Source organism: Streptomyces sp. NBC_00083 (assembly GCF_026343295.1).
GTDB lineage: Bacteria > Actinomycetota > Actinomycetes > Streptomycetales > Streptomycetaceae > Streptomyces.
Genome location: NZ_JAPELY010000004.1, coordinates 361,459 through 383,420 on the forward strand (window position 1 = coordinate 361,459; position 21,962 = coordinate 383,420).

The following is a 21,962-nucleotide window of genomic DNA, read 5'->3' on the forward strand; positions in this document are numbered from 1 at the left end:
CCGGTGTGCTCCGGTCCGGCCAGGTCCGGGACACTTGGAGGGTCGGGGTGTGGGGAGAGAGGCAGTCAGCGCATGAGTCGTCGTTCCAGTGGGCTCGCGGGGGTCTGGGCCGAGGCGCAGCGGCAGCAGCAGCGGCAGCGGGAGGCGCAGCAGCGGGCGGTGGCGCAGCAGCAGCGCCAGCAGCGGGCGTACGAGCGTGACCGTGCTCGGGCGCAGCGGGAGCAGCAGGCGGCGTACCGGCAGGGGCGGGAGGCGGACGCCCGGCTGCGTACGGAGGAGTTGGAGGGCCAAGTCGCCCGGCTGGGCGCGCTGTTGGCACAGGGGTGCCGGGCGGCGCCGTTCCGGGTGGCGGCGTTGACGCGGCCGGAAGCCGTGGCGCCGTTCGAGCCGGGTCAGCTCGGCCGGCCCGTGCCGATGCCCGACCCCGCGCACTACCAGGCGCAGGGCGGCTGGACCGTCGGGCGGCGGGCGCAGGCCCAGCAGGAGGCGCAGGCCCGCTATCAGCACGACTGGGCGGCCGCGCAGGCCGCCGAGGCCCACCGGGTGAGCCAACTCGCCGCGTACCGGGCGCAGTACGACGCCTGGGCGGCCGGGCAGCTCGCCGAGGTGCGCGCCCACAACGCGGGGCTCGCGCAGCTCGTGGACGCGTTGCGGGCCGGCGACCCGGGCGCGGCGGTCGACTACTTCTCGGCCGCGCTGTACGCGTCGGACGCCTGGCCGGAGGGGTTCCCGCGTCAGGTGGCCGCCGCCTTCGACCGGGGTGCGCGCCAGCTCGTCCTGGACTGGGAGCTGCCCGGCATCGATGTCGTGCCGGAGGTCAAGTCCGTACGGTACGTGGCCAGTTCGGACCAGGAGAAGGAGACGGCCCGGCCCGTCACGCAGCGGCGCGCCCTGTACCGGGACGTGCTCGCGCAGTGCGTGCTGCTCGTCCTGCGCGACCTGTTCGCGGCCGACGAGTTCGGGGTGCTGGAGTCCGTCGTCGTCAACGGCTTCGTCGACGACGTCGACCCCGCGACCGGGCGGCGTGCCGAGATCTTCCTCGCCGCCGTGAGCGTGGCGCGCGACGCGTACGCGCCGCTCAACCTCGGGCAGGTCAGCGCCGTCGACTGCCTGGTGGAGGCGGTGCGCGGGCAGCTCTCCGCCCGCCCCGACCAGCGTGCGGCCGTACGCCCCGGACGGCGGCCGGCCGACGTGGGCACCGGGGTCGTGTCGCACGGGGGCGGCGGCGAGCCCGACCTGTTCACGATGGACCCGATCGAGTTCGAGGGGCTGGTCGCGGAGCTGTTCCGGGCGCGCGGGATGCAGGCGCTCACCACGCAGCGCTCCAACGACGGCGGCGTCGACGTCGAGGCGCTCGACCCCGACCCGATCAGCGGCGGCCGGATCATCGTCCAGGTCAAGCGCTACCGCAATACGGTGCCGCCGACCGCGGTGCGCGACCTGTACGGGACGGTGCAGGGGGCCGGGGCCAACAAGGGGGTCCTGGTGACGACTTCGGGCTTCGGGCCGGGGTCGTACGGGTTCGCCGAGGGCAAGCCGCTGACGTTGGTGTCGGGGGCGGAGCTGGTGGATCTGCTGCATCAGCATGGGTTGCGGGGGCGGTTGGGGGCGGCGGTGTCGGCGTCGTCTGCGGGGGAGGCGGAGGGTGCGGGCGGGGTTCCCGCTCAGCGGGGGGCGTCGTCGTCTTCCGCGGGCTCCGGTTCGTCCGAGGGCGCCGACGACTTCAACGTGCTCGGCATGGTGTGGGCGGGGGCGGTCGCGCTCGACGTGTGCGCGTTGGTGTGCCGGGGTGCGCGGGTGCTCGCCGAGGACCACTTCGTGTTCTTCAACAACCCGCAGAACCCCGGGAGTTCGGTCCGTATGGTGCCCGGCGTCGGGGGTGACCGGGCGGCGGTGCGGGTGGTGTTCGACGCGTTGCCCGCGGGGGCGGACCGGCTGGTGCTGGTTGCCGCGGTCGACCCCGAGGTGCATCCGGATCAGGATCTGGCGGGGTTCACCGAGGCGGCGATCTGTCTGCGGGACGCGGCGGGGCGGGAGCTGGACCGGCTGCCCGTGGCGGACGGGCGTCCCGGCGAGACGGCGCTGGTGCTCGGGTCGTTCCGGCGGCGGGCGGGCGGAGACTGGGACTTTGTGGCGGGTGGGAAGGGGTATCGGGGTGGGTTGGGGGAGTTGGTGGGGGAGTACGGGGTTGCGGTGGCCTGAGCCGCGTCCTCCCGCCGGGGGTAACCGGACGGCCGAGGTCCAGGCCCCGGGGCTCCGCCCCGATCGCCGGACGGGGTGGCTGTGCCGGTGCTGGGTGGCACCAGTGCCGCTGGGGGGCGCGGGGAACTGGGCGGGACGCGGGCACGGTCCGCAGACGTAGGCGGGGACGCTGGGGCTCTGCCCCAGACCCCGGGGGATGCCCCACGCCGCCCCTTCCCTAAACCCTCCGGGGGAGGGAGAAAGGGCTGAGGTCCAAACCCCTGGGGCTCCGCCCCAGACCCCGTTCGCGCCTGAACGGCGCTCGTCCTCAAACGCCGGACGGGCTGGGGATGCCGATGCGGGCCGGCATCGATTCCGCCAGGGGCGCGGGGAACTGCGCGAGACGCGGGCACGGTCCGCAGACGGAAGCGGGGTTGCCGGGGCTCCGCCCCAGGCCCCGTTCGCGCTGAGGATGCTGAGGATCGGCACCCTGCCAAGGTCAACCCCGCCAGGAGCGCGGGGAACTGCGCGGGACGTGGGCACGGTCCGCAGACGTAGGCGGGGTTGCCGGGGCTCCGCCCCGGACCCAGTCCCGGGCCCGGCACCCCGCCAAGGGGCTAGTGGCGGCCCGCGATCCGGTCGGCCAGCCGTGCCACGCGGTCCGTGCGCGCGGCCGGACGGGAGAGTTCGCGGCGGTCCGCGCCGCGGTAGGCCGCGTACATGCCCCGTACCCCCACCCACCGCAACGGCTCCGGCTCCCACAGCCGGACCTTGTGGTCGACCCAGGGAAGGGCCGTCAGGTCGGTGTCGCCCGCCTCGCCCGCGTCCCGCCGCACCAGGTCCCGCAGCGTACGCCCCGCGAGGTTCGCCGTGGCCACGCCCGAGCCGACGTAGCCGCCCGCCCAGCCGAGCCCCGTCGCACGGTCGAGGGAGACCGACGCGCACCAGTCGCGCGGCACGCCGAGCACCCCCGACCAGGCGTGGCTGACGCGCACCCCGGCCAGCTGCGGGAAGAAGCGCACCAGGACCTCGCGCAGGGCCGACACCGTGGACGCCTGGGTGCGGCCGTCGTTGTCGGTGCGCGAGCCGAACCGGTACGGCACCCCCCGCCCGCCGAGCGCGATGCGGTCGTCCGCGGTGCGCTGCGCGTACATGTACGCGTGGGCCATGTCGCCGAGCGTCTCGCGCCCCGCCCAGCCGATCGCGTCCCACACCTCGGGCCCCAGCGGCTCCGTCGCGATCATCGAGGAGTTCATGGGCAGCCACGCCCGCCGCTGCCCCTTCAGGGAGGCGGTGAAGCCCTCGGTGCAGCGGAGCACGTAGGGCGCCCGCACCGTCCCGTACGGGGTGACCGCGTGCCCGGGGCGGATCTCGGTGACCGGCGTCGACTCGTACACCCGCACCCCCAGCCCCTCGGCCGCCGTCGCGAGACCCTTGACCAGCTTCACGGGGTGGATGCGCGCGCCGTGCGGCGTCCACGTCGAGCCGACCGCGCCCGCGACCCGGATCCGCTCGGCCGTCTCGCGTGCGCCCAGCAGCAGCCGGTCCTTCTCGCCGAAGGCGGCCTCCGTCGCGACGAAGTCCTTGAGCCGCCCCAACTGGGCCGGTGTGTAGGCGACTTCGAGGACCCCGCCCTGGTGGATGTCGGCGTCGATGGACTCCTCGGACGCCACCCGCACCACCTCGCCCACCGTGTCGTTCATCGCCTCCTGGAGGCGCGCCGCGCTGTCCCGGCCGTGCAGCTCGGCGTACCGGTCGCGGCCCGCGATGCCGTTGTAGAGCCAGCCGCCGTTGCGGCCGGAGGCGCCGTAGCCGCAGAAGCGGGACTCCAGGACGGCGACGTCGAGGGAGGGCGCCGCCTTCTTCAGGTAGTACGCCGTCCACAGGCCGGTGTATCCGCCGCCGACGATCACCACGTCGGCCGTGGCGTCGCCGGGCAGCGGCTCGCGGGGGGCGGGCAGGCCGTCGGTTGCGTACCAGAAGGAGACTCCGCCGTTGATCGTGCTCATGGGCCCTGTTGGTACACCCGCCTTCCGGAACTGTCCACCCATGGAATCCGCAGGTGGCGGCCGCGTTGCGGAATCCGTGGGACCAATGGCGGCGTGGGGCGGGACCTTTGGCGGCGGGGTCGGCGCGGCTGGGTGTTTAGTGTCGGGAGACGGGCGGATTCGCCGCGTTTGTTCCTGTGTCGTCTCCGCGCGGCGCCCGCGCCGATGTGCGGCGTCATGTCCGTGTATGGGTCCGTGTATGTGTACGTGTTCCTGTCCGTGTGTGTCGAAGGGTGACTCTCCATGCGTGTACGCAGTTTCCGTCGTGCCGGTGTCGCGCTGGCCGCGGCCACCGCCCTCGGACTCTCGGCGGCGGCCTGCTCCTCGGGGTCGCAGGGGTCGGACTCCGGCGCGTCGTCGCAGGCGGAGCTGGCCGTGAAGACCTCGCCGGACGCCGCCGTGCTGGCGAAGCTGCCCGCGAAGGCGGAGGGTGCGGAAATCGTCGTGGGCGATCCGAACGCGCCCCACACCGTGACGGTGTACGAGGACCCGCGCTGCCCGTTCTGCAAGCACTTCGAGGCCGGCGGCGCGAGCGCGGTCGCCCGGCTCGCCGCCGACGGCAAGGTCAAGGTCCGCTACACCATCGCCTCGTTCCTCGACGCCAACTTCGGCGGCGACGGCTCCAAGCGGGCCGCCAACGCGATGCGCGCGGCGGTGGAGCGGGGCAAGTTCCCCGAGTTCCACGCGGCCGTCTTCGCCAGCCAGCCGGCGAAGGAGACCGACGACGGGTTCACCACCGACAACCTCCTGAAGATCGCCGACCAGGTGCCGGGGCTGCGCGGCGCCGCCTTCGACCAGGCGGTGCGCGAGAACACGTACAAGGACTACGTGAAGTCGGCGGAGTCGGCGTTCGAGGACTCGGGCGTCAACAACAGCCCCACCGTTCTCATCGACGGCAAGAAGCCGGGCGGGGACGGGCGGGCGATGTTCGACGCGGAGGCGTTCAAGAAGGTGCTCGCGGACGCGGGCATCTCCTAGTCCGCGCCCGCCGGCGCCCGGCGCCGCCGCAGCCACCCGGCCGTCGCGCGCACGCCGTCGGCCGGGTTCCACGGCGGGCCGCCCTGCCCGCGCGTCAGCGGATAGAAGGCGAGCCCGATGAGTACGGACGCGAAGTGCCCGAGGTCGGTGAAGGTCCGGCCGCCGACCAGCGGGGCTCCGTAGAGGACGAGGACGACCAGGAGGTAGAGGTACCGGTAGGGCGGGGCGATGCGGTACGTGAGCACGGCGACGACCCCCGCGAGGGCGTAACTCACGCCCACATCAAGGGTGTTGACGGCGGTGTGCGGGGCGTAGTCGTGGCGGATCGCCCACAGCAGGGCGCCCTCGCTGATGAAGGTGGCGGTCACGTGCGTACCGAAGGCGACGGCCAGCCAGCGCCACGTGCCGAGCCACCGCTCGGCCTGTGCGTGGAAGACGCTGTACAGCACGGCGTACGACCACCAGGTGCCGCCGTCGATCCAGAACGCGCTCGCGATGAGGACCCGGCGGGGGTTGGTCGACAGCTCGTGGATGTTGGTGGAGCGCTGCCGCAGGAAGTCCGTCTCGAACTCCGGCGACATGTGGTGTATGGCGATGGTGGTGACGAACAGCGCCGCCAGCCAGAGGTAGGTGCCGGGCGCGCTGCGGACGTAACCCAGCACGGCACGCACCGGCCGCACGCCGGGAGGAAGGAGCCTCATGCCCCGATTCACGCACGCGGGCGGCGCGGGCGGTGGGAGCGACATCGGCCGTCCACGGGGCGAAATACCTGGACGGGGCGGCGAACGGGCGGCCTAACCTGCGGGCATGATTCGCACCGCCACCCCTGACGACGTCCCCGTGATCCACCGGATGATCGGCGAGCTCGCCGCGTACGAGAAGTGCCCCGACGAGGCCCGCGCCACCGAGGCCCAGCTCCGCGAGGCCCTCTTCGGCGCCCGGCCCGCCGCGTTCGCGCACATCGCGCAGGACGCGTCGGGTGAGCCGGTCGGCTTCTCGGTCTGGTTCCTGAACTTCTCGACGTGGCGCGGGGTGCACGGCATCTACCTGGAGGACCTGTACGTACGCCCCGAGGCCCGCGGCGGCGGCCACGGCCGGGCCCTCCTGACGGAGCTGGCCCGCATCTGCGTGGCCCGCGGCTACGAGCGCCTCGAATGGTCGGTCCTGAACTGGAACGCCCCGACGATCGCCTTCTACGAGTCGCTGGGCGCGCGGGCGCAGGACGAGTGGACGGTGTACCGGCTGACGGACGGCGCGCTGGCCGGCCTCGGTGCGCCGGGGGAGGGGGTCTGACGCGGCCCGAGTGCCGTCAGGGCGGCGGCCCTTGAGATCCGCCCCGGCGCGGGGCCGTCCGGTCGGCTCCGTGTGCGGGGTGGGCCCGGACGTCGGCCGAGGCCTCGAAGCGGGCGGTGGCGTCACCGGCCCGCTTGGCGGCATCCAGCCGCACCACGGCCTCGGCACACCCGCCGCACCCCGGCACGGGGTCGGCCTCGTAGAGCCAGGCGTCGAGGGGGTCGGGGGGGATGGCCCACATCAGCGCCCCACCTCGATGTGCCGTGTCCGCGTCCGTTCCTTTGCCGTGACCATCCCTCGTCCCTCCCGAACCTGTGGATGCCGTCGCCGATCGGCGCGCTGTTCAAGGACGGTAGGGACCGGGGGACCGGAAGACGGGCTCCGATGCGCGATGATTCCCGCGCGGACGGCAGCGCCTCCCGGTGATTCTCACGTGGTGTCCAGCGCCCGTCGCGCCCGAGTGATCAGGCGGTGGGCCTGGGCCCCATGGACGGCCGACTCGGACAGGGCGTCCCAGACCCGGCGGTACACGCCGACCGTCTCGGCGTCGTCCAGCCACAGCTCCGCGTGCCAGTCCTCCGCGATCGCCAACCGCTCGTCGTACAGCCAGAAGCCGTTGGCCGGCGGAAGCCTGAGCGGTGCACCGAACGGCACGATGCCCAGCTTCACGGTGTCCAGGCCGAGGACGCCGCTGAGCCGGTCGAGCTGGGCGGCCAGCACGGCCGGCGGGCACACCAGGGCGTGCAGCGCGGGCTCCCACAGCAGGATGTGGAAGGTCTTTCCGGGCGCGTACAGCATCTCCTGACGCCGCACCCGGGCCCGGACGGCCTCCTCCACGTCGCGGACCGACCGGTGCAGGTCGACATAGCGCGAGAAGACGTGGCGGGCGTACTCGGCTGTCTGCAGCATGCCGACGACCATGGCGCCCTGCCAGGCCCGGAGCGTGGTGGAACGCGCGTACTCGGCGGTGAGTGTGTCCTGCACCGGCCGGTGACCGGCGGTGAGTTGGCGGCGCCAGGAGCGCGACCGGGACTCCAGGATCCGCAGCCGGGTGGTCAGCTCGTCCGCCGCCTCCGGGTGTCCCGTGGCGTGTGCCCACGCGACCAGGTCGTCCGCCGTCGCGGTCTGGCGCCCGGTCTCCAGCTTGCTGACCTTGGACTGCGGCCAGCCGAGCTCGGCGGCCAGGCGCCTGCCCGTGAAACCCCGATCGGTGCGCAGCTCACGCAGCCGCGCACCGAGAACGAACCTGGCCTGCTGGAAGTCGGTGGTCACTCTGCGGGCGGCACCTGGTCCGCGAACACGTCGTGGGCGATGGCGTGGTGCCAGGCGGCGTCCCGCACCTGGCAGGCGCGCAGGACCTCCACGGGGTCGGTGATCAGTTCGACGCCGGTCAGCCGGTCGTCGCCGTCGAAGTGGAGCCGCGCGATGACGCGTGCGTCGAAGAGCCAGAAATCCTCGGCCGGGAGCGCGAGGCGTTCCGCGTCGCTCCGCCACAGGTTGCGGATGTCCTCGCCCACGGCGCCGTTGCGGCGGGCGTTGTCGAGCAGGTAGCGCTGGCCCGGCGTGGGGGGAGCGTCCACGACGCGCACGCGCTCGAACCGCTTGCCCAGCGCGCGCTGTTCGCGCCGGGAGACACACCAGGGATCGTCCAGGTCCCACCCGGCGTCCTCGCCACGGACGAACCGCCGGTAGGTCTCGGTCGTCTCGTCCTCCTGGTAGCGGCGACGGCTCTCCAACCGCCAGGCGGTGTGCTCGAAGGTACGGAACATGGTCCCGAACTCCTCGAAGCCGATCATCACGGGCACCCGCACCGCCTCCCTCGGGGCGAAGTCGGCCAGGAGTACGCGCGGCACCATGACGAATCCCTCTCCCGGTGCGACGCCTCGGAGCTGGGCCACGTCGTCCGGGTCGGTCACCGCGTTCCCCTGGACCAGGATCTCCCCGGTGTCCTCGTCCTCGTACAGGGTCGGGCAGCCGTCGTTCCCGGAGTTGGTGCCGATGCATCGAAGTCGTCGAGCCATGGTCGTGCCCCTCTCATCGGACGGTTCGCGCACCAGGATGGGACCGGCCGTGGTGTTCTGTCCGGCGTGATTCCCGGATATTCGCGCGTTCCGGCACTGTCATCCCCCCTGCCGCTCAACCCCGTTGCGCGTGCAGCCGGGCGCGGCCGAGGTCCTTCAGGGCCAGGGTCGCCGCTTCGATTCCGCTGGTGAAGGACACCTCCGACAGGATGCCCGGCGCGGCCACCTGGTCGCCGGCCAGGTACAGGCCGGGGGCTCTCGCGATGGCGGGGCGGTCGCGCCAGGTCGTCGTGGGCGGGTCGACCGCGCCGGTGCGGCCGGCCGCCAGGGCCTCGCGGCGCCAGCTCGTGCGGGCCCGCCAGGCGGGGAGCGCCGCGTCCAGGAGGCGGGTCGCGTGCGTGACGCCGTCGGCCTTCGTCGCGTGCTGGGCGAGGGGGAAGTGCGCCTGGTAGAGGTGCTCGCCGGCGGGCGCGAGGCCCGGGTCGTGGACGGTGAAGCGCTCCAGCCAGCCGGGCGCGTCCAGGTCCGAGACGACGAACGGGTCCGCGCGGTGCGGGGTGAGGGCCAGGTCGAGCAGGAGGGTGCGGCCGCTCGGCCACCGCAGGCGCGGGTCGCCGAGCAGGCGTCGGGCCGCGTCGAGGGAGGTCGCCACGACGATCGGCCCGTCGGAGGGGCGGGGGAGCTCGCTCACGCGGGCGCCGGTCTCGACCCGTACGCCCAGCTCCCGGGCGCGGGACGCCATCCGCTCGATGAGCGCGCCCCAGCCGCCGAGCGGATAGCGGGCCTCCGGCGGGAGACCCGCGACGCGGTGCAGCCGCTCCTGCACGAACCGGGCCGAGAGCGACCCCGGGTCGTGGTGGAAGAGGGCGACCGCGACGTAGTGCGCCGCCGCGCGGGCCCCCTTCGCGCCCACCCGCCCGGTGGCCCACGTCATGAAGTCGGCGTCCACCGGGGCGAGTTCGGGAGGTGTGCGGGCGAGCCGCAGCAGGGCGGGCGGCGGGAGGCGGTGCAGGGCGCCGCCCCGGTGGAAGCGGAAACGGAGGGCCTCGCGGGGGCGTACGGAGGCGACCGGGCCGAGCAGACCGCGCTGTTTGAGCCAGGACCAGTGCGGGCCTGCGCTGTACAGGGCGTGCGGGCCCTCGTTGGTCCGGTACGGCGCCGACGCGGTGCGGGCCCGCCCGCCGAGGGTGCTGTGCGCCTCGTACAGGGTGACGGCCGCGCCCGACTCGGCGGCGGTGATCGCGGCCGTCAGACCGGCGAAGCCGCCGCCCACGACGCTGATCAGGCCCGCGCGGGACCGGCCCGCGCCGCCCGGCCCGTGCGGTGCGGGGGCCGGTCCGGCCGTCGTTCCCCTTGCCGTGCCGCTCGTCATCGTCGTCTCCGTCCCGTAGGGGGTGCGTGTGGAAACAGGACGGACGCCGGGCCGGGAATGTGACATGTCCGGGGAGTGAATGTCCGGAGTGAGGGGTTCCCCCGGCCGCGAGCAGGGGTGATTGTCAGTGCCATGGTCCAGCATGGGGACATGGCAGCGGCACGGAGTGCGAAGAAGACGGCGGCTACGGCGGGTGCCCGCAGGGTGGAGGTGCGCCTGCCGCCCCTCGCGCCGTTCGGCGCGGGTGAGCTGGAGCCGGAGGGAGACTACGACGGGCTGGAATTCAGGGACCTCGACCTGACGCGCCAGCAGGCGACCGGGGCGCGCTTCCTCGACTGCGGCGTGTACGGCTGCGTCCTGGACGACACCCGGCTCACCGGGGCCCGCTTCATCGACTCGGTGCTCTCCGGCATCCGCGGCGTCGGTACGGACCTGGCGCGCGCCAACCTGCGCGACGTGGAGGTACGGGACGTCCGGATGGGCGGGGTGCAGCTGCACGGCGCGGTGCTCGAACGGGTGCTGATCAAGGGCGGGAAGATCGACTACCTGAACCTGCGCGAGGCCGTGCTGCGTGACGTCGTCTTCGACGGCTGTGTGCTCGCGGAGCCCGACTTCGGCGGCGCAAAGCTGACCCGCGTCGAGTTCCGCGGCTGCGAGCTGCGCCGGGCCGACTTCACGGGTGTGCGGATGACGGACGTCGATCTGCGCGGGGCGACGCTGCTCGACATCGCGCGCGGGGTGGAACGGCTGGCCGGCGCGGTCATCAGCCCGTCCCAACTCCTCGACCTGGCACCGGCGTTCGCGGCGCAGGTGGGGGTGCGGGTGGAGGCGTGACGGGGTGGCGGTGCCGCGGGCCGGCCGGCTGCTAGTCGATGCGGGGGAAGCGGGCCTGGAGGTCCCAGACCACCGGGTTCTCGCCGAGGTCCTCGTGCATGTCGGTCAGGTCGGCGATCAGGTCGTGCAGGAAGTCCCTTGTCTCGCGGCGGAGTTCGGCGTGCGAGAACGTGAGGGGTTCCTCGTCGCCGGGCATCCAGTCCGCCTCGACGTCGACCCAGCCGAAGCGGCGCTCGAAGAGCATGCGGTCGGAGGACTCGGTGAAGTCGATCTCGGCGTACTGGGGGCGGGCGGCTCGCGAGCCCATCGGGTCGCGGTCGAGGAGCTCCACGGTGTCGCACAGCGCCCACGCGAAGTCGAGCACCGGCACCCATCCCCAGGATGTGGACACCTCGCGGTCCGCCTTGGTGTCGGCGAGGTAGACGTCTCCGCAGAACAGGTCGTGGCGGAGGGTGTAGACGTCCGCGGTGCGGTAGTCGATGCGGGTGGGGTCGGGGAAGCGGCGGGATAGGGAGTAGCCGATGTCGAGCACGGGTCGATGGTGTCATGCCGCCCCGCCCACCCCCACGAGAGCCCCGGGCCACCTCTGCATGTCCGGCTGCTCGACCCCGGCCCATGCGGCCACCTCAGCGTGTCCGGCTGCTCGACCCGGGCCCATGCGGGCCACCTCAGCTTGTCCGGCTGCTCGACCCGGGCCCATGCGGGCCACCTCAGCCCCTCCGGCGTTTGAGGACGAGCGCCTTTCGGGCGCGAACGGGGTCTGGGGCGGAGCCCCAGCAACCCCGCTTTCGTCTGCGGATCGTGGTCGCGTCTCGCGCAGTTCCCCGCGCCCCCAGGTGGGCTGAACTCGGCGGCATGCCCAGCATCGGCATCTTCAGCCCGTCCGGCGATTGAGGACGAGCGCGCTCAGGGCGTGAACGGGGCTGGGGCTAGTTGAGGAGGCGGCGTTCCTTGGCTACCGCTACCGCGCCGGCCCTCGTGTCGACGCCGAGCTTCTCGTAGATCCGCCCCAGATGCGTCTTCACCGTCGCCTCGCTGATGAACAGCGCCCGCGCGATGTCCCGGTTGCCCAGCCCGCCCGCCAGCTGCGCCAGGATGTCGAGCTCGCGCGGGGTCAGCGCGGGCCCGGACGCGCCGCGCAGCTGGTTCATGACGCGCCCCGCCACCGGCGCGGACAGCGTCGTACGCCCCTGCGCCGCCGCCCGGATCGCGGCGAACAGCTCCTCGGGCCGCTCCGCCTTGAGGAGGTACCCCGTCGCCCCCGCAGCGATCGCCCGCGTGATGTCCGCGTCCGTGTCGTACGTCGTCAGGACCAGCACGTGCACCCCCGTCACGGAGATGCGTCGCGTCGCCTCCACCCCGTCGATGCCGGGGCCCAGCTGGAGGTCCATCAACACCACGTCCGGCTTCAGCTTCGCCGCCGCGGCCACCGCCTCCTCGCCGCTGCCCGCCTCCCCGGCCACCTCGATGTCCGGCTCGCTGCCGATGAGCGCGAGCAGCCCCGCCCGCACCACCGCGTGGTCGTCGCAGAGCAGGATCCGTACGGGGTCGTTCTTCATGGCCGGGGCTCCAGGGGGATCGCCGCTGACAGGACGGTGCCTTCGCCGGGAGCCGACTCCACGGTCAGGCTGCCCCCGAGCTGCCCGGCCCGCACCCGCATCGCGGGAAGCCCGTGACCCCGCACTCTTTCCGCCCGCCCACCCGCCCCGGCCTCCGGCGTGAAGCCCCGGCCGTCGTCGGCGACGTCCAGGACCACCTGGTCGCCCAGATAGGTGAGAGTGAGCGCCGCCGTCGTCGCCCCCGCGTGCTCCCGCACGTTGGCGAGCGCGCCCTGGGCGATGCGCAGGAGCGCCGAGCCGACCCGGTCGGGCAGCTCCGCGACCGGCGCCCCGTCGATGTGGCAGCGCACCTCGACGCCCCCCGATTCCGCGGACTCCCGCGCCGCCAGCGCGCGGAGCGCCTCGTCGAGGCCGCCGCCCGCCGCCAGGTCGGCCGGGGCCAGATCGTGGACGAAGCGGCGTGCCTCGGCGAGGTTGCGCTCCGCGATGGACTCGGCGGTCCGTACGTGCCGGCGCGCCGTGCCGGGGTCGGCGGACCACACCCGGTCGGCCGCCTGGAGCAGCATCTGCTGGCTGGACAGGCCCTGCGCGAGGGTGTCATGGATTTCCATGGAGAGCCGCTGCCGCTCGGCGAGGGTGCCTTCGCGGCGCTCGGTGGCGGCGAGTTCGCGCCGGGTACGCAGCAGGTCGTCGATCAACTCCCGCTGTTTGGCGGCGAGTTCGCGCTGCCGGTCGGCCTGGAGCTGCATCTGGACGAACACGGCCGTCGCGATCGCCGCGACGGCGGGCGGCGCGATCACGAGGTTCGGGTCGAAGCCGTTGCCCGCCAGCTCGACCTGGGCGGTGACGACGAACGCCGTGAGGACCACGACGAGCGCCACGGCCGCGCGGGGCCGGAGCGTGCGCAGCCCCGTGTAGAACAGCGGCACCGCACACCACGCGAAGCTCGGCGCGAGCACCACCAGAACCATCCAGGTGGCGACGACCCCGCCGAGCCAGGCCAGCCGCCGCGCGACCGCCCGCGAGCCGGACGCGGGACCCGATGCGGGACCCGATGCGGGACCGGGTGCCGAGCCCACGGCGGGGCCGAGCACAGGCCCGAGCACGTACAGCACCGCCAAGGTCGCGGACAGCGCGATGATCCACGGCGTGCGGGGCTCGCCGGGGTGGCGGATCAGGAACCGCGCGAGCGAGGCGCCGAGCAGCAGGAAGAACGCGGCGTGCATGACCAGAGGCAGCCACCGCTCGGTACCGGCCGCGTCGCTGCCCGGTCCCGCCGATCCGTCGCCCGGCCCGGCCGCACCACCACCCGGCCCCGCCGATCCGTCCCCCGGCCCGGCCGCACCACCACCCGGCCCCGCCGATCCGTCCCCCGGCCCGGCCGCACCACCACCCGGCCCCGCCGATCTGTCGCCCGGCCCCGCCGCATCGTGCCGCGCCATCACCGCCACCTCCCTCCCATCTCTCACCTCTCACCTGCGCGTACGTCCCCATCGTCACCCGGCGGGGCCACCCTCGCATCAACCGATCGGCTGACGGGAGGGTCGGCCGTACCGCTGCGCGGGAGGAGCCGGTACGCCGACGGGAGAGGGGCGTCCGCGCCGTGAGGATCGACAGCAGAACCTCACCGCCGAGAAGGGCCCCACCATGCAGAACAGGAAGCTCACCGTGCAGAACAAGAAGCTCGCGCTCTCCGTCACCGCTCTCGCCATCGGCGCCGCCGGAACGTTCGGCGTGGTCTCCGCCAACGCGGCGGCCCCCGCCGCCCCGGCCACGAGCGCCGTCAAGGCCGACGCCGGTGACCGCAACCTCACCACCTCCACCCACCTGACCGTCGCCGCCGCCACCAAGGCCGCCCAGGCGGCGCTCGACGCGGCCGCCAAGGAACACCAGAAGGTGTCGGTCGCCGTCGTCGACCGGAACGGCAACACCCTGGTCACGCTGCGCGGCGACGGAGCCGGCCCGCAGTCCCCCGAGTCGGCCGAGCGCAAGGCGTACACCGCCGTCTCCTGGAACGCGCCCACCTCCGACCTCGCCAAGCGGCTCGCGCAGACCCCCGGGCTCAAGGACATCCCCGGCACGCTGTTCCTCGCCGGCGGGGCACCCGTCCAGGCCAAGGGCGCCCCGGTCGCGGGCGTCGGGGTGGCCGGCGCCCCCAGCGGCGACCTCGACGAGAAGTTCGCGCAGGCCGGTGTCGCCGCGTTGACGAAGTAGCCCGCGGCATTGACGAGGTAGCCCCTCGGAGGGGTAATGGGCCGTCCCCGGCACCGGGTTGCCGGGGCGCCCGTAGGATCACAGACGTGGACAAACGACCGGAGCGGCGTACGGCGCCGAAGGGGCCCGGGGCCCGCCGTGGCCGACCCGCACGCATCGCCGCGGCCCGCATCGCCGTCGCCCTGCTCGCCGCCCTCGCCGTCACCTCCTGCAACGGCGGCGTGTCCGGCACCCCGGGTGCGTCCGGCACGCGCGACCAGCTCTTCCCCAGGCTCGGCAACGACGGCTACGACGTGCAGCACTACAGCCTGGACCTGGAGTACGACCCGGCGAGCGGGAACCTGTCGGGCGGCGCCACCATCGTGGCGCGGGCCACCAAGGACCTCAGCGCCTTCGACCTCGACTTCGCCGGGATGGACGTGCGCGCCGCCACCGTCGACGACGAGCCGGCCGCCGTCAACCGGGCCGGCGACGAGCTGACCCTGCGCCCGCACGAGGACCTGGACCGCGGCGAGACGTTCACGGCGTACGTGCGCTACTCGGGCAGGCCCAGGACCATCACCGACCTCGACGGAGCCCAGGAGGGCTGGCTGAAGTCAGCGGACGGCGGCGTGCTCGCGCTGGGCGAACCGGCCGGCTCCATGGCCTGGTTCCCGTCCAACAACCACCCGAGCGACAAGGCCACGTACGACATCAAGGTGACCGTGCCCGACGGTCTTCAGGTGGTGTCCAACGGCGAGTTGGCGTCCACGGCCCACAACGGCGGCCTCACGACGTTCAATTGGCAGACCAAGCAGCCCATGGCGACCTATCTGGCGATGCTCGCGATCGGGCATTACGAGATCGACGACAAGGGGACCACCAAGTCCGGCATCCCCGTCTACACCGCCGTCGCCCCCGACGCGAAGCAGAAGACCGCCGAGGTCGTGGCGCAGCTGCCGGACATCATCGCCTGGGAGGAGGCGAAGTTCGGGCCCTACCCGTTCTCCTCCACCGGCGTGATCGTCGCGCCGGCGAAGTCCGCGGCGTACGCCCTGGAGACGCAGAACCGTCCGGTGATGCCGCTCGACCAGTTCGACCTCAGCACCCTGGTGCACGAGCTGGCCCACCAGTGGTTCGGCGACTCCGTCACGCCGGCCGCCTGGCGCGACATGTGGCTGAACGAGGGGTTCGCGCAGTACTCGGAGTGGCTGTGGAGCGAGGACCACGGCGGGATGAGCGCGCAGGACCGCTTCGACATCGAGTACGCGAAGGGCGACGGCGACGAGATCTGGGCGTTCCCGCCCGCGGCCCCGCCGACCGCCGCCGATGTGTCCGGCCGCCCGGTGTACGTGCGCGGCGCGATGGTCGTGCACAAGATCCGTGAGGCGGTCGGCGACGAGAAGTTCTTCGCGCTGCTCCAGGACTGGCTGCGCACCCACCGGCACGCCAACGCCTCGACCAAGGACTTCACCCGCTTCGCGGACGAGGAGGCGGGCCACCGGCTCACGGAGGTGTGGAACACCTGGCTCTACGGGGACGGCAAGCCGGATTCCCCGTAGGGGCCCGTGCTTCCCGTCGAACTCTCCGTAGAACCAGGTGAGTCGAGCGGACGCGCCGCGCGGTGCGGCGCGCGGATTACTTCACGTTGATGGCGGTCCAGGTGGCCGCCACCGTCTTGTACTCGGTGCTGGTCGTGCCGTACAGGTCGCCCGCCGCCTTCAGGGTCGCGGCGCGCGCGGCCTTGTAGTTGGTGGTCGAGGTCATGTACGTCGAGAGCGCCTTGTACCAGATCTTGTACGCCTTGACCCGGCCGATCCCGGTGACCTTGGAGCCGTCGTACGTCGGCGAGTTGTAGCTCACCCCGTTGATCGTCTTCGCGCCGCTGCCCTCGGACAGCAGGTAGAAGAAGTGGTTGGCCGGGCCGGACGAGTAGTGCACGTCCTTGTTGCCGACGCCGCTCGACCAGTAGTCGGCCGACGCGCCGTCCTTGCTCGGCTTGTCCATGTAGCGCAGCGGGGTGCCGTCGCCGTTGATGTCGATCTTCTCGCCGATGAGGTAGTCGCCCTTGTCGGAGGCGTTGTTGGCGTAGAACTCGACCGAGGTGCCGAACATGTCGCTGGTGGCCTCGTTGAGGCCGCCGGACTCACCGCTGTAGTTGAGCTTGGCGGTGGCGGCGGTCAGGCCGTGGCTCATCTCGTGGCCGGCCACGTCGAGCGCGGTGAGCGGCTTCTTGTTGCCCTCGCCGTCGCCGTACGTCATGCAGAAGCAGCTGTCGTCCCAGAACGCGTTGACGTACGCGTTGCCGTAGTGGACGCGCGAGTAGGCGGCCTTGCCGTTGCCCGCGATGCCGTTGCGGCCGAGCTCGGTCTTGTAGAAGTCCCACGTCTCGGCGGCGCCGTAGTGCGCGTCGACGGCGGCGGTCTCGCGGTTGGACGGCGAGCCGTTGCCCCACGTGTCGGTGGACTTGGTGAAGAGCGTGCCCTTGCCGGAGCTGCCGCCCTTCAGGTCGTACGTCATGTGACCGCCGCGGGCGGCGTCGTTGAGGCTGTAGGTCGAGCCGCTCTTGGTGGTGCCGAGCGTGACCGTGCCCGAGTACTCGCTGGTGCCGGTGCCCGTCTCGATCTCCTCGTGGGAGTAGAGCTGGGCGCCGGTGGCGGCGTCGGTGACGATGTCGCGGCGGCTGGGCGTGCCGTCCGGCTGGGTGCCGGTGACGGTGCGCTCGAAGGCGAGGACGGGCTTGCCGGAGGCGGCCCAGACGACCTTGCGCGAGCCGGTGGGGGCGGCCTTGAGCGAGGTGGTGGAGGCGACGGATATCTTCGCGTCGGTCGCCTTGTCGACGCCCTTGACGGCGCCGTCCTTCGCGGTGTGAACGACGAGGTCGCCACCGAGGACGGGCAGGCCGTCGAAGGTGCGCTCGTAGCGGGTGTGGACCGTGCCGTCGGCGTCCTTGATCACATCGCGGACGACGAGCTTTTCCTTGGCGCCGAGCCCGAGGTGCTGGGCGGCGGCGGGGGCCGCGTCCTGCGCCGCGCTCAGGGCGTCGGCGCGCTGGGCGGTGGTGAGGTCCAGCGCGGTGGCGCCGGCGGCGCGGTCGGCGGCACCGGCGGTGGAGCCGGCCTGGACGCCGACGACGACCATGGCGGCGGATGCAGCAAGAGCGGCGGCACGCAGAGTGGTTCGCACTCGGTGGTCTCCTTCACTCGTTCTGTGGGGGCGAGTTGGAGACTGCCAGCCGATGACCACTTCTTGACAGTGACGCGACAAGTATTTGACCTGATCGTGTCCGAATGGGGTGCGCCACTGTCCGCTCAACGGCGAATTCCGGCCGTTGGCAAGGGAGTTGGGGGACAGGCTGAGGGATGTGTGTGTCGGTTCCATCGACACACGTGCACCAGATGTGCACATGGCGCCGCCCCGGTCACGGCAGTACCGGGGCGTGGGCCGCGGCCCCGGGGGCAAGGCGGGGCGGACATGGAGGTGCCCCCGGCGATCAACGCCGGGGGCACCTCAAGCGCGGGACGTCATGCGCGGGATCTCGCAGTCGGGATCGCGCGCGGGACGTCGGGCGCGGAACGTCAGACGCTGACGCCGAAGTCCTGCGCGATGCCGACCAGGCCCGAGGCGTAGCCCTGGCCCACGGCGCGGAACTTCCACTCCGCGCCATTGCGGTACAGCTCGCCGAAGACCATCGCGGTCTCGGTCGCCGCGTCCTCGCTCAGGTCGTAGCGGGCGATCTCGGCGCCGCCGGCCTGGTTGACGATCCGGATGTACGCGTTGCGCACCTGGCCGAAGTTCTGCGAGCGGTTCTCGGCGTCGTAGATGGAGACCGGGAAGACGATCTTGTCGACGTCGGCGGGCAGGCCCGCGAGGTTCACGTTGATCGCCTCGTCGTCGCCCTCGCCCTGGCCGGTGGTGTTGTCACCGGTGTGGACGATGGTCTGGTCCGGCGTCGACTTGTTGTTGAAGAACACGAAGTGGCCGTCGGAGTAGACCTTGCCCGTCGTGTTCACGGCGATCGCCGACGCGTCGAGGTCGAAGTCGGTACCGGTGGTGGTGCGGACGTCCCAGCCGAGGCCGACCGTGACGGCGGTCAGGCCCGGGGCCTCCTTGGTGAGCGAGACGTTGCCGCCCTTGGACAGGCTTACAGCCATGGGATGTCCCCTTCTTCGTGATGTGCGGGCTTCGAGCCGTCCCGAAGCTACCGTCATTCCCCATAACGTCGGCAGGGGACCGTGAGGTTCCATCCCGCTTTGCTTTCTTTGCCAAGGGGCCGTCAGGGCGAAAGCCGCGCGGCGGGCACGGGGAAAAGAGGGTGACGCGGTGCCGGGCACCCGTCACCATGGATGTCATGTCCGGGCCCTATGTCATCCGCGGCTCCGTCTCCCTCCCGGAGGCCGAGCTGATCTGGCGTTTCTCCAGGTCGTCAGGGCCCGGTGGCCAGCACGTCAACACCAGCGACTCGCAGGTGGAGCTCCGCTTCGACCTCGCGGCCACCGAGGCGCTGCCCGAGGTCTGGAAGGCCCGCGCCCTCGACCGGCTCGCGAGCCGGCTGGTGGGCGGCGTCGTCTCCGTACGCGCGTCGGAGCACCGCTCGCAGTGGCGCAACCGGGAGACCGCCGCGGTCCGTCTCGCCGCCCTGCTCGCCGAGGCGACCGCCCCGCCGCCCAAGCCGCGCCGGGCCACGAAGATCCCGCGCGGCATCAACGAGCGCCGCCTGCGCGAGAAGAAGCAGCGCGCCCAGACGAAGAAGGGCCGCTCGGGGCGGGACTGGTAACCCCCGGACGCCCCGTACGAACGCGTCTGCACGGATACGTCATGGACGCGCCGGATTGGTCCCGCTTCACCCCAACTGCCGGTAACGCCCCCGGAAGTACGTCAGCGGGCCGCCCTCGGCGCTCGGCAGGCTCGCGGTCAGGACGCGGCCGATGGCGAGGGTGTGGTCGCCCGCCTCGACGCGCTGCTCGGTGCGGCACTCCAGCGTCGCCAGCGCGCCGCCGACCAGTGGGGCGCCACTCGCCTCGCCCCTGCTGTACGGGATGTCCTCGAACAGCAGCCGGTCGCTGATCCGGCCCTTCATCGCGAACCGTCCGGCGATGTGCCGCTGGCTCTCGGAGAGCAGGGAGACCCCCCACAGCGGCTGCTCCGCCAGCAGGTCGTCCATCCGCGACCCGCACCGCAGCGACACCAGGACGAGGGGCGGGTCGAGGGAGACGGAGAGGAAGGCCGTCGCGGTCATGCCCACGTCTTCGCCGCGCGGCCCGTGGTCGCTGTCGTGCGCGGTCACCAGGACCACGCCCGCGGCCAGCCGGGACATCGCGGCGCGGAACTCGTCATTGCTCACCCCCACAGGATGGGGGTTCGCCGGGTCACGCGCGGAAAGGGCGCCGGTAAGGGGTGTCTGCAACACAAACGGAACGCTAGTCTCCTGCCACCGCGGACCACATCGGGCCCCGGGACCAGCCGGGACCTAGGACCTTCGGCGGAGTCGCCCCGGTCCGGACCGGGCGGGCCGCCGGTTCCCAGGCGGCTCCCGGGCCGTTCTCAGTTTGCGTTCAGGAAGGGTAGGGGGCAAAGGCGGAAAGAACGGCCAACCCCCCACCATCTGTTGTGACTTGAGTCACAGAGAGCACTATTTGTTGACCCTGTGTACCGGCTAGACAGCTCGCTGTGATTCAGTGGCGGGACAGTACGAAAAGGAATGTCGATCTGAAGCCAGGAGTTGCTGTCGAGGTCTCGGGGAGAGCGAGCAATGGAGACCGAGTCGGAGCCCTACGTCCGTCTTGCGACCCTGCGGCAGCTGCACCAGGTGGTCGGGGAGCTGAACACGGCCCGCAGCCTTGCGGACACGCTGCAGACCGTTGCGGACGGCGTCATCGCCGGGCTGGGCTACGAGCTGGCCTGCGTCAATCTCGTACGCCCCGACGGTGACCTCGTCGTCGCCGCCTTCGCGGGCAACGCGGCGGCCGAGGCCCTGATCACCGGGCGGGTCGGCTCGCGCACCTCCTGGGACCGGCGCCTGTCCATGGGCGAGGACTGGGACGGGCTCCGCTTCATCCCGTACACCGAGGGCTGGGTGCTCCTGGAGGACGACGTCCCCCAGTGGTACACCGAGGGCCCCGACCCCCGCTTCGCCGACGAGTGGCACCCCCAGGACCGGCTCTACGCCCCGATGTACTCCTCGGGCGGCACCCAGGAGCTCCTCGGCGTCATCTCCGTCGACAAACCCCGCAACGGCCGCAAGCCCGGCGCCTGGGGGCGCGAAGCGCTCCAGATGTACGCCTCCCAGGCCGCGATTGCGATCAGCAACGCCCGGCTCCGCGCAAACATGCAGCGCGCCCTCGTCCGCCTGGAGCGCGAACAGCAGGCCCTGCGCGCCAGCGAGGAAAGCTTCCGCCAGGCCTTCGAGTACGCGCCCTCCGGCATGGCCATCGCCGAGATGGGCGGCGACCAGCACGGCCGGCTCCTGCGCACCAACGACGCGCTGTGCCGGCTGCTCGGCCGGCCCGCCTCCGTCATGCGGCGCTACTCCTTCGCCGACCTCGTGCACCCCGAGGACATCGGGACCCTCCTGCGCACCTCCGCCGAGGGCGGCCGCGCCGAACTGCGGCTCGGGCGGCGCGACGGCACCTACGTCTGGGTGTCCCTGCGCAACTCCGTGGTCGCCGACACCGCCGACGGCCCGCGCTTCCTGCTCACCCACGTCGAGGACATCGAGGACCGCAAGCGGCACGAGCTCCAGCTCGCCCACCGCGCCTCCCACGACGCCCTCACCGGCCTGCCCAACAGCGCCGAGCTGCGCGCGAGGCTCTCGGCGCGGCTCTGTCCCCGGCCGCACTCGACCGGCCCGGCGAGTGCGGCCGAGACCCTCGACGCGGCGTACGGGCACCCCGCGCCCGCGGCCGAGGCCGAAGTGCACGGCCACGCGTTCCGCGCCGACGGCTTCGACTTCGACGCCCTGCCCGGCGGCGGACCCTACGACCACCATGTCCACACCGTGGCCCCCGACAGTGAGATCGACGACGGTACGAAGGGGCTCGCGGTGCTCTTCTGCGACCTCGACGGCTTCAAGTCGATCAACGACAGGTTCGGCCACCACACCGGGGACGCCGTCCTCATCGAGGTCGCCCGGCGCCTGACCACCGGGGTCCGCGACGGCGACACCGTGGCCCGCCTCGGCGGTGACGAATTCGTCGTCCTCGCCGACGGCCTCGGCTCCGCGGACGCCGCCGACCTGGCCGTTCGGCTGCGCAACGCGATCATCCCGCCCATCCGGGTGGACGGCAGGGCCGTCCGCGTCGGGGCCAGTTTCGGCATCGGCTGGGCCAGCTGCGGGATGTCCGTCGAGGAGGTCCTGCGCTCCGCCGACCAGCGGATGTACATCGAGAAGCGGTCGCGTTCCAAGGTCCACCGCCGCGCGGGCTGAGCGGACCGGAAACGGATCATGTGTGACCGGGGCCAGATCGGGCAGCGGTCTGTTCGG

20 protein-coding genes are annotated in these 21,962 nt (G+C 72.6%); 8 read left to right on the forward strand and 12 right to left on the reverse strand.

Annotated features, from left to right (window positions below; genetic code table 11):
- Positions 1-72 precede the first annotated feature (72 nt).
- Positions 73-2,202 (forward strand): restriction endonuclease, encoded by a 2,130-nt coding sequence (locus tag OOJ98_RS31765; protein ID WP_267058562.1) that lies wholly within the window; start codon positions 73-75, stop codon positions 2,200-2,202.
- A gap of 596 nt (positions 2,203-2,798) precedes the next feature.
- Here OOJ98_RS31765 and OOJ98_RS31770 read toward each other — a convergent pair.
- Positions 2,799-4,190 carry an FAD-binding oxidoreductase gene (locus OOJ98_RS31770; protein ID WP_267058563.1) on the reverse strand — a complete coding sequence of 464 codons (1,392 nt, stop codon included), beginning with the start codon at positions 4,188-4,190 and terminating at the stop codon, positions 2,799-2,801.
- A gap of 282 nt (positions 4,191-4,472) precedes the next feature.
- On the opposite strand from OOJ98_RS31770, the gene OOJ98_RS31775 reads away from it, so the two are divergent.
- A complete protein-coding gene (locus OOJ98_RS31775) occupies positions 4,473-5,207 on the forward strand; it encodes a thioredoxin domain-containing protein (protein WP_267058564.1) in 735 nt (244 codons plus the stop codon).
- On the opposite strand, the gene OOJ98_RS31780 is transcribed toward OOJ98_RS31775, so the two are convergent.
- Complete coding sequence (locus OOJ98_RS31780) at positions 5,204-5,908, reverse strand: rhomboid-like protein (protein ID WP_267058565.1); 705 nt, start codon at positions 5,906-5,908, stop codon at positions 5,204-5,206. The genes OOJ98_RS31775 and OOJ98_RS31780 overlap by 4 nt on opposite strands.
- A 106-nt stretch (positions 5,909-6,014) precedes the next feature.
- Between OOJ98_RS31780 and OOJ98_RS31785 the strand changes: the two genes are divergently transcribed.
- A complete protein-coding gene (locus OOJ98_RS31785) occupies positions 6,015-6,500 on the forward strand; it encodes a GNAT family N-acetyltransferase (protein ID WP_267058566.1) in 486 nt (161 codons plus the stop codon).
- 16 nt (positions 6,501-6,516) lie between these two features.
- Here the strand turns inward: OOJ98_RS31785 and OOJ98_RS31790 are convergent, their stop codons facing one another.
- The 4 genes from OOJ98_RS31790 to OOJ98_RS31805 form a co-directional block, all read right to left on the reverse strand.
- Positions 6,517-6,741, reverse strand: coding sequence for a hypothetical protein (locus tag OOJ98_RS31790; protein WP_267058567.1), 225 nt, complete (start codon positions 6,739-6,741; stop codon positions 6,517-6,519).
- Positions 6,742-6,929: 188 nt separating this feature from the next.
- Positions 6,930-7,772 (reverse strand): helix-turn-helix transcriptional regulator, encoded by an 843-nt coding sequence (locus OOJ98_RS31795; protein WP_267058568.1) that lies wholly within the window; start codon positions 7,770-7,772, stop codon positions 6,930-6,932.
- Positions 7,769-8,521: a DUF6879 family protein gene (locus tag OOJ98_RS31800; protein ID WP_267058569.1), complete on the reverse strand. Its 753-nt coding sequence runs from the start codon at positions 8,519-8,521 to the stop codon at positions 7,769-7,771. Before OOJ98_RS31800 ends, OOJ98_RS31795 begins: the two co-directional genes overlap by 4 nt.
- A gap of 115 nt (positions 8,522-8,636) precedes the next feature.
- Positions 8,637-9,893, reverse strand: coding sequence for an NAD(P)/FAD-dependent oxidoreductase (locus OOJ98_RS31805; RefSeq protein ID WP_267058570.1), 1,257 nt, complete (start codon positions 9,891-9,893; stop codon positions 8,637-8,639).
- Between the two features lie 150 nt (positions 9,894-10,043).
- Between OOJ98_RS31805 and OOJ98_RS31810 the strand changes: the two genes are divergently transcribed.
- Positions 10,044-10,727, forward strand: a complete 684-nt coding sequence (locus tag OOJ98_RS31810) for a pentapeptide repeat-containing protein (RefSeq protein ID WP_267058571.1) — start codon at positions 10,044-10,046, stop codon at positions 10,725-10,727.
- Between the two features lie 31 nt (positions 10,728-10,758).
- On the opposite strand, the gene OOJ98_RS31815 is transcribed toward OOJ98_RS31810, so the two are convergent.
- The 3 genes from OOJ98_RS31815 to OOJ98_RS31825 all read right to left on the reverse strand — a co-directional run bounded on the left by OOJ98_RS31815 (position 10,759) and on the right by OOJ98_RS31825 (position 13,728).
- Entirely contained in the window at positions 10,759-11,259 is a 501-nt protein-coding gene (locus OOJ98_RS31815) for a hypothetical protein (protein WP_267058572.1), read from the reverse strand.
- Between the two features lie 397 nt (positions 11,260-11,656).
- Complete coding sequence (locus OOJ98_RS31820; RefSeq protein WP_267058573.1) at positions 11,657-12,286, reverse strand: response regulator transcription factor; 630 nt, start codon at positions 12,284-12,286, stop codon at positions 11,657-11,659.
- The gene (locus tag OOJ98_RS31825; RefSeq protein WP_267058574.1) at positions 12,283-13,728 is read right to left on the reverse strand and encodes a sensor histidine kinase; all 1,446 of its coding nucleotides are present in this window, start codon (positions 13,726-13,728) and stop codon (positions 12,283-12,285) included. Before OOJ98_RS31825 ends, OOJ98_RS31820 begins: the two co-directional genes overlap by 4 nt.
- A gap of 205 nt (positions 13,729-13,933) precedes the next feature.
- On the opposite strand from OOJ98_RS31825, the gene OOJ98_RS31830 reads away from it, so the two are divergent.
- Both OOJ98_RS31830 and OOJ98_RS31835 read left to right on the forward strand, forming a co-directional pair.
- Positions 13,934-14,500: a heme-binding protein gene (locus OOJ98_RS31830; protein ID WP_267058575.1), complete on the forward strand. Its 567-nt coding sequence runs from the start codon at positions 13,934-13,936 to the stop codon at positions 14,498-14,500.
- A gap of 155 nt (positions 14,501-14,655) precedes the next feature.
- Positions 14,656-16,041: a M1 family metallopeptidase gene (locus tag OOJ98_RS31835; protein ID WP_267058738.1), complete on the forward strand. Its 1,386-nt coding sequence runs from the start codon at positions 14,656-14,658 to the stop codon at positions 16,039-16,041.
- Between the two features lie 76 nt (positions 16,042-16,117).
- Here OOJ98_RS31835 and OOJ98_RS31840 read toward each other — a convergent pair whose 3' ends face one another.
- Both OOJ98_RS31840 and OOJ98_RS31845 read right to left on the reverse strand, forming a co-directional pair.
- Positions 16,118-17,620, reverse strand: a complete 1,503-nt coding sequence (locus OOJ98_RS31840; protein ID WP_267058739.1) for a M4 family metallopeptidase — start codon at positions 17,618-17,620, stop codon at positions 16,118-16,120.
- Between the two features lie 437 nt (positions 17,621-18,057).
- Positions 18,058-18,633, reverse strand: a complete 576-nt coding sequence (locus OOJ98_RS31845) for a TerD family protein (RefSeq protein ID WP_267058576.1) — start codon at positions 18,631-18,633, stop codon at positions 18,058-18,060.
- A 188-nt stretch (positions 18,634-18,821) separates the two neighbouring features.
- Here OOJ98_RS31845 and arfB point away from each other — a divergent pair, with 188 nt between their 5' ends.
- Complete coding sequence (gene arfB / locus OOJ98_RS31850) at positions 18,822-19,256, forward strand: alternative ribosome rescue aminoacyl-tRNA hydrolase ArfB (RefSeq protein ID WP_267058740.1); 435 nt, start codon at positions 18,822-18,824, stop codon at positions 19,254-19,256.
- Positions 19,257-19,322: 66 nt separating this feature from the next.
- Here arfB and OOJ98_RS31855 read toward each other — a convergent pair whose 3' ends face one another.
- Positions 19,323-19,886, reverse strand: coding sequence for a flavin reductase family protein (locus OOJ98_RS31855; protein WP_267058741.1), 564 nt, complete (start codon positions 19,884-19,886; stop codon positions 19,323-19,325).
- 345 nt (positions 19,887-20,231) lie between these two features.
- Between OOJ98_RS31855 and cdgB the strand changes: the two genes are divergently transcribed.
- A complete protein-coding gene (cdgB, locus tag OOJ98_RS31860; protein ID WP_267058577.1) occupies positions 20,232-21,905 on the forward strand; it encodes a diguanylate cyclase CdgB in 1,674 nt (557 codons plus the stop codon).
- Positions 21,906-21,962: the final 57 nt, after the last annotated feature.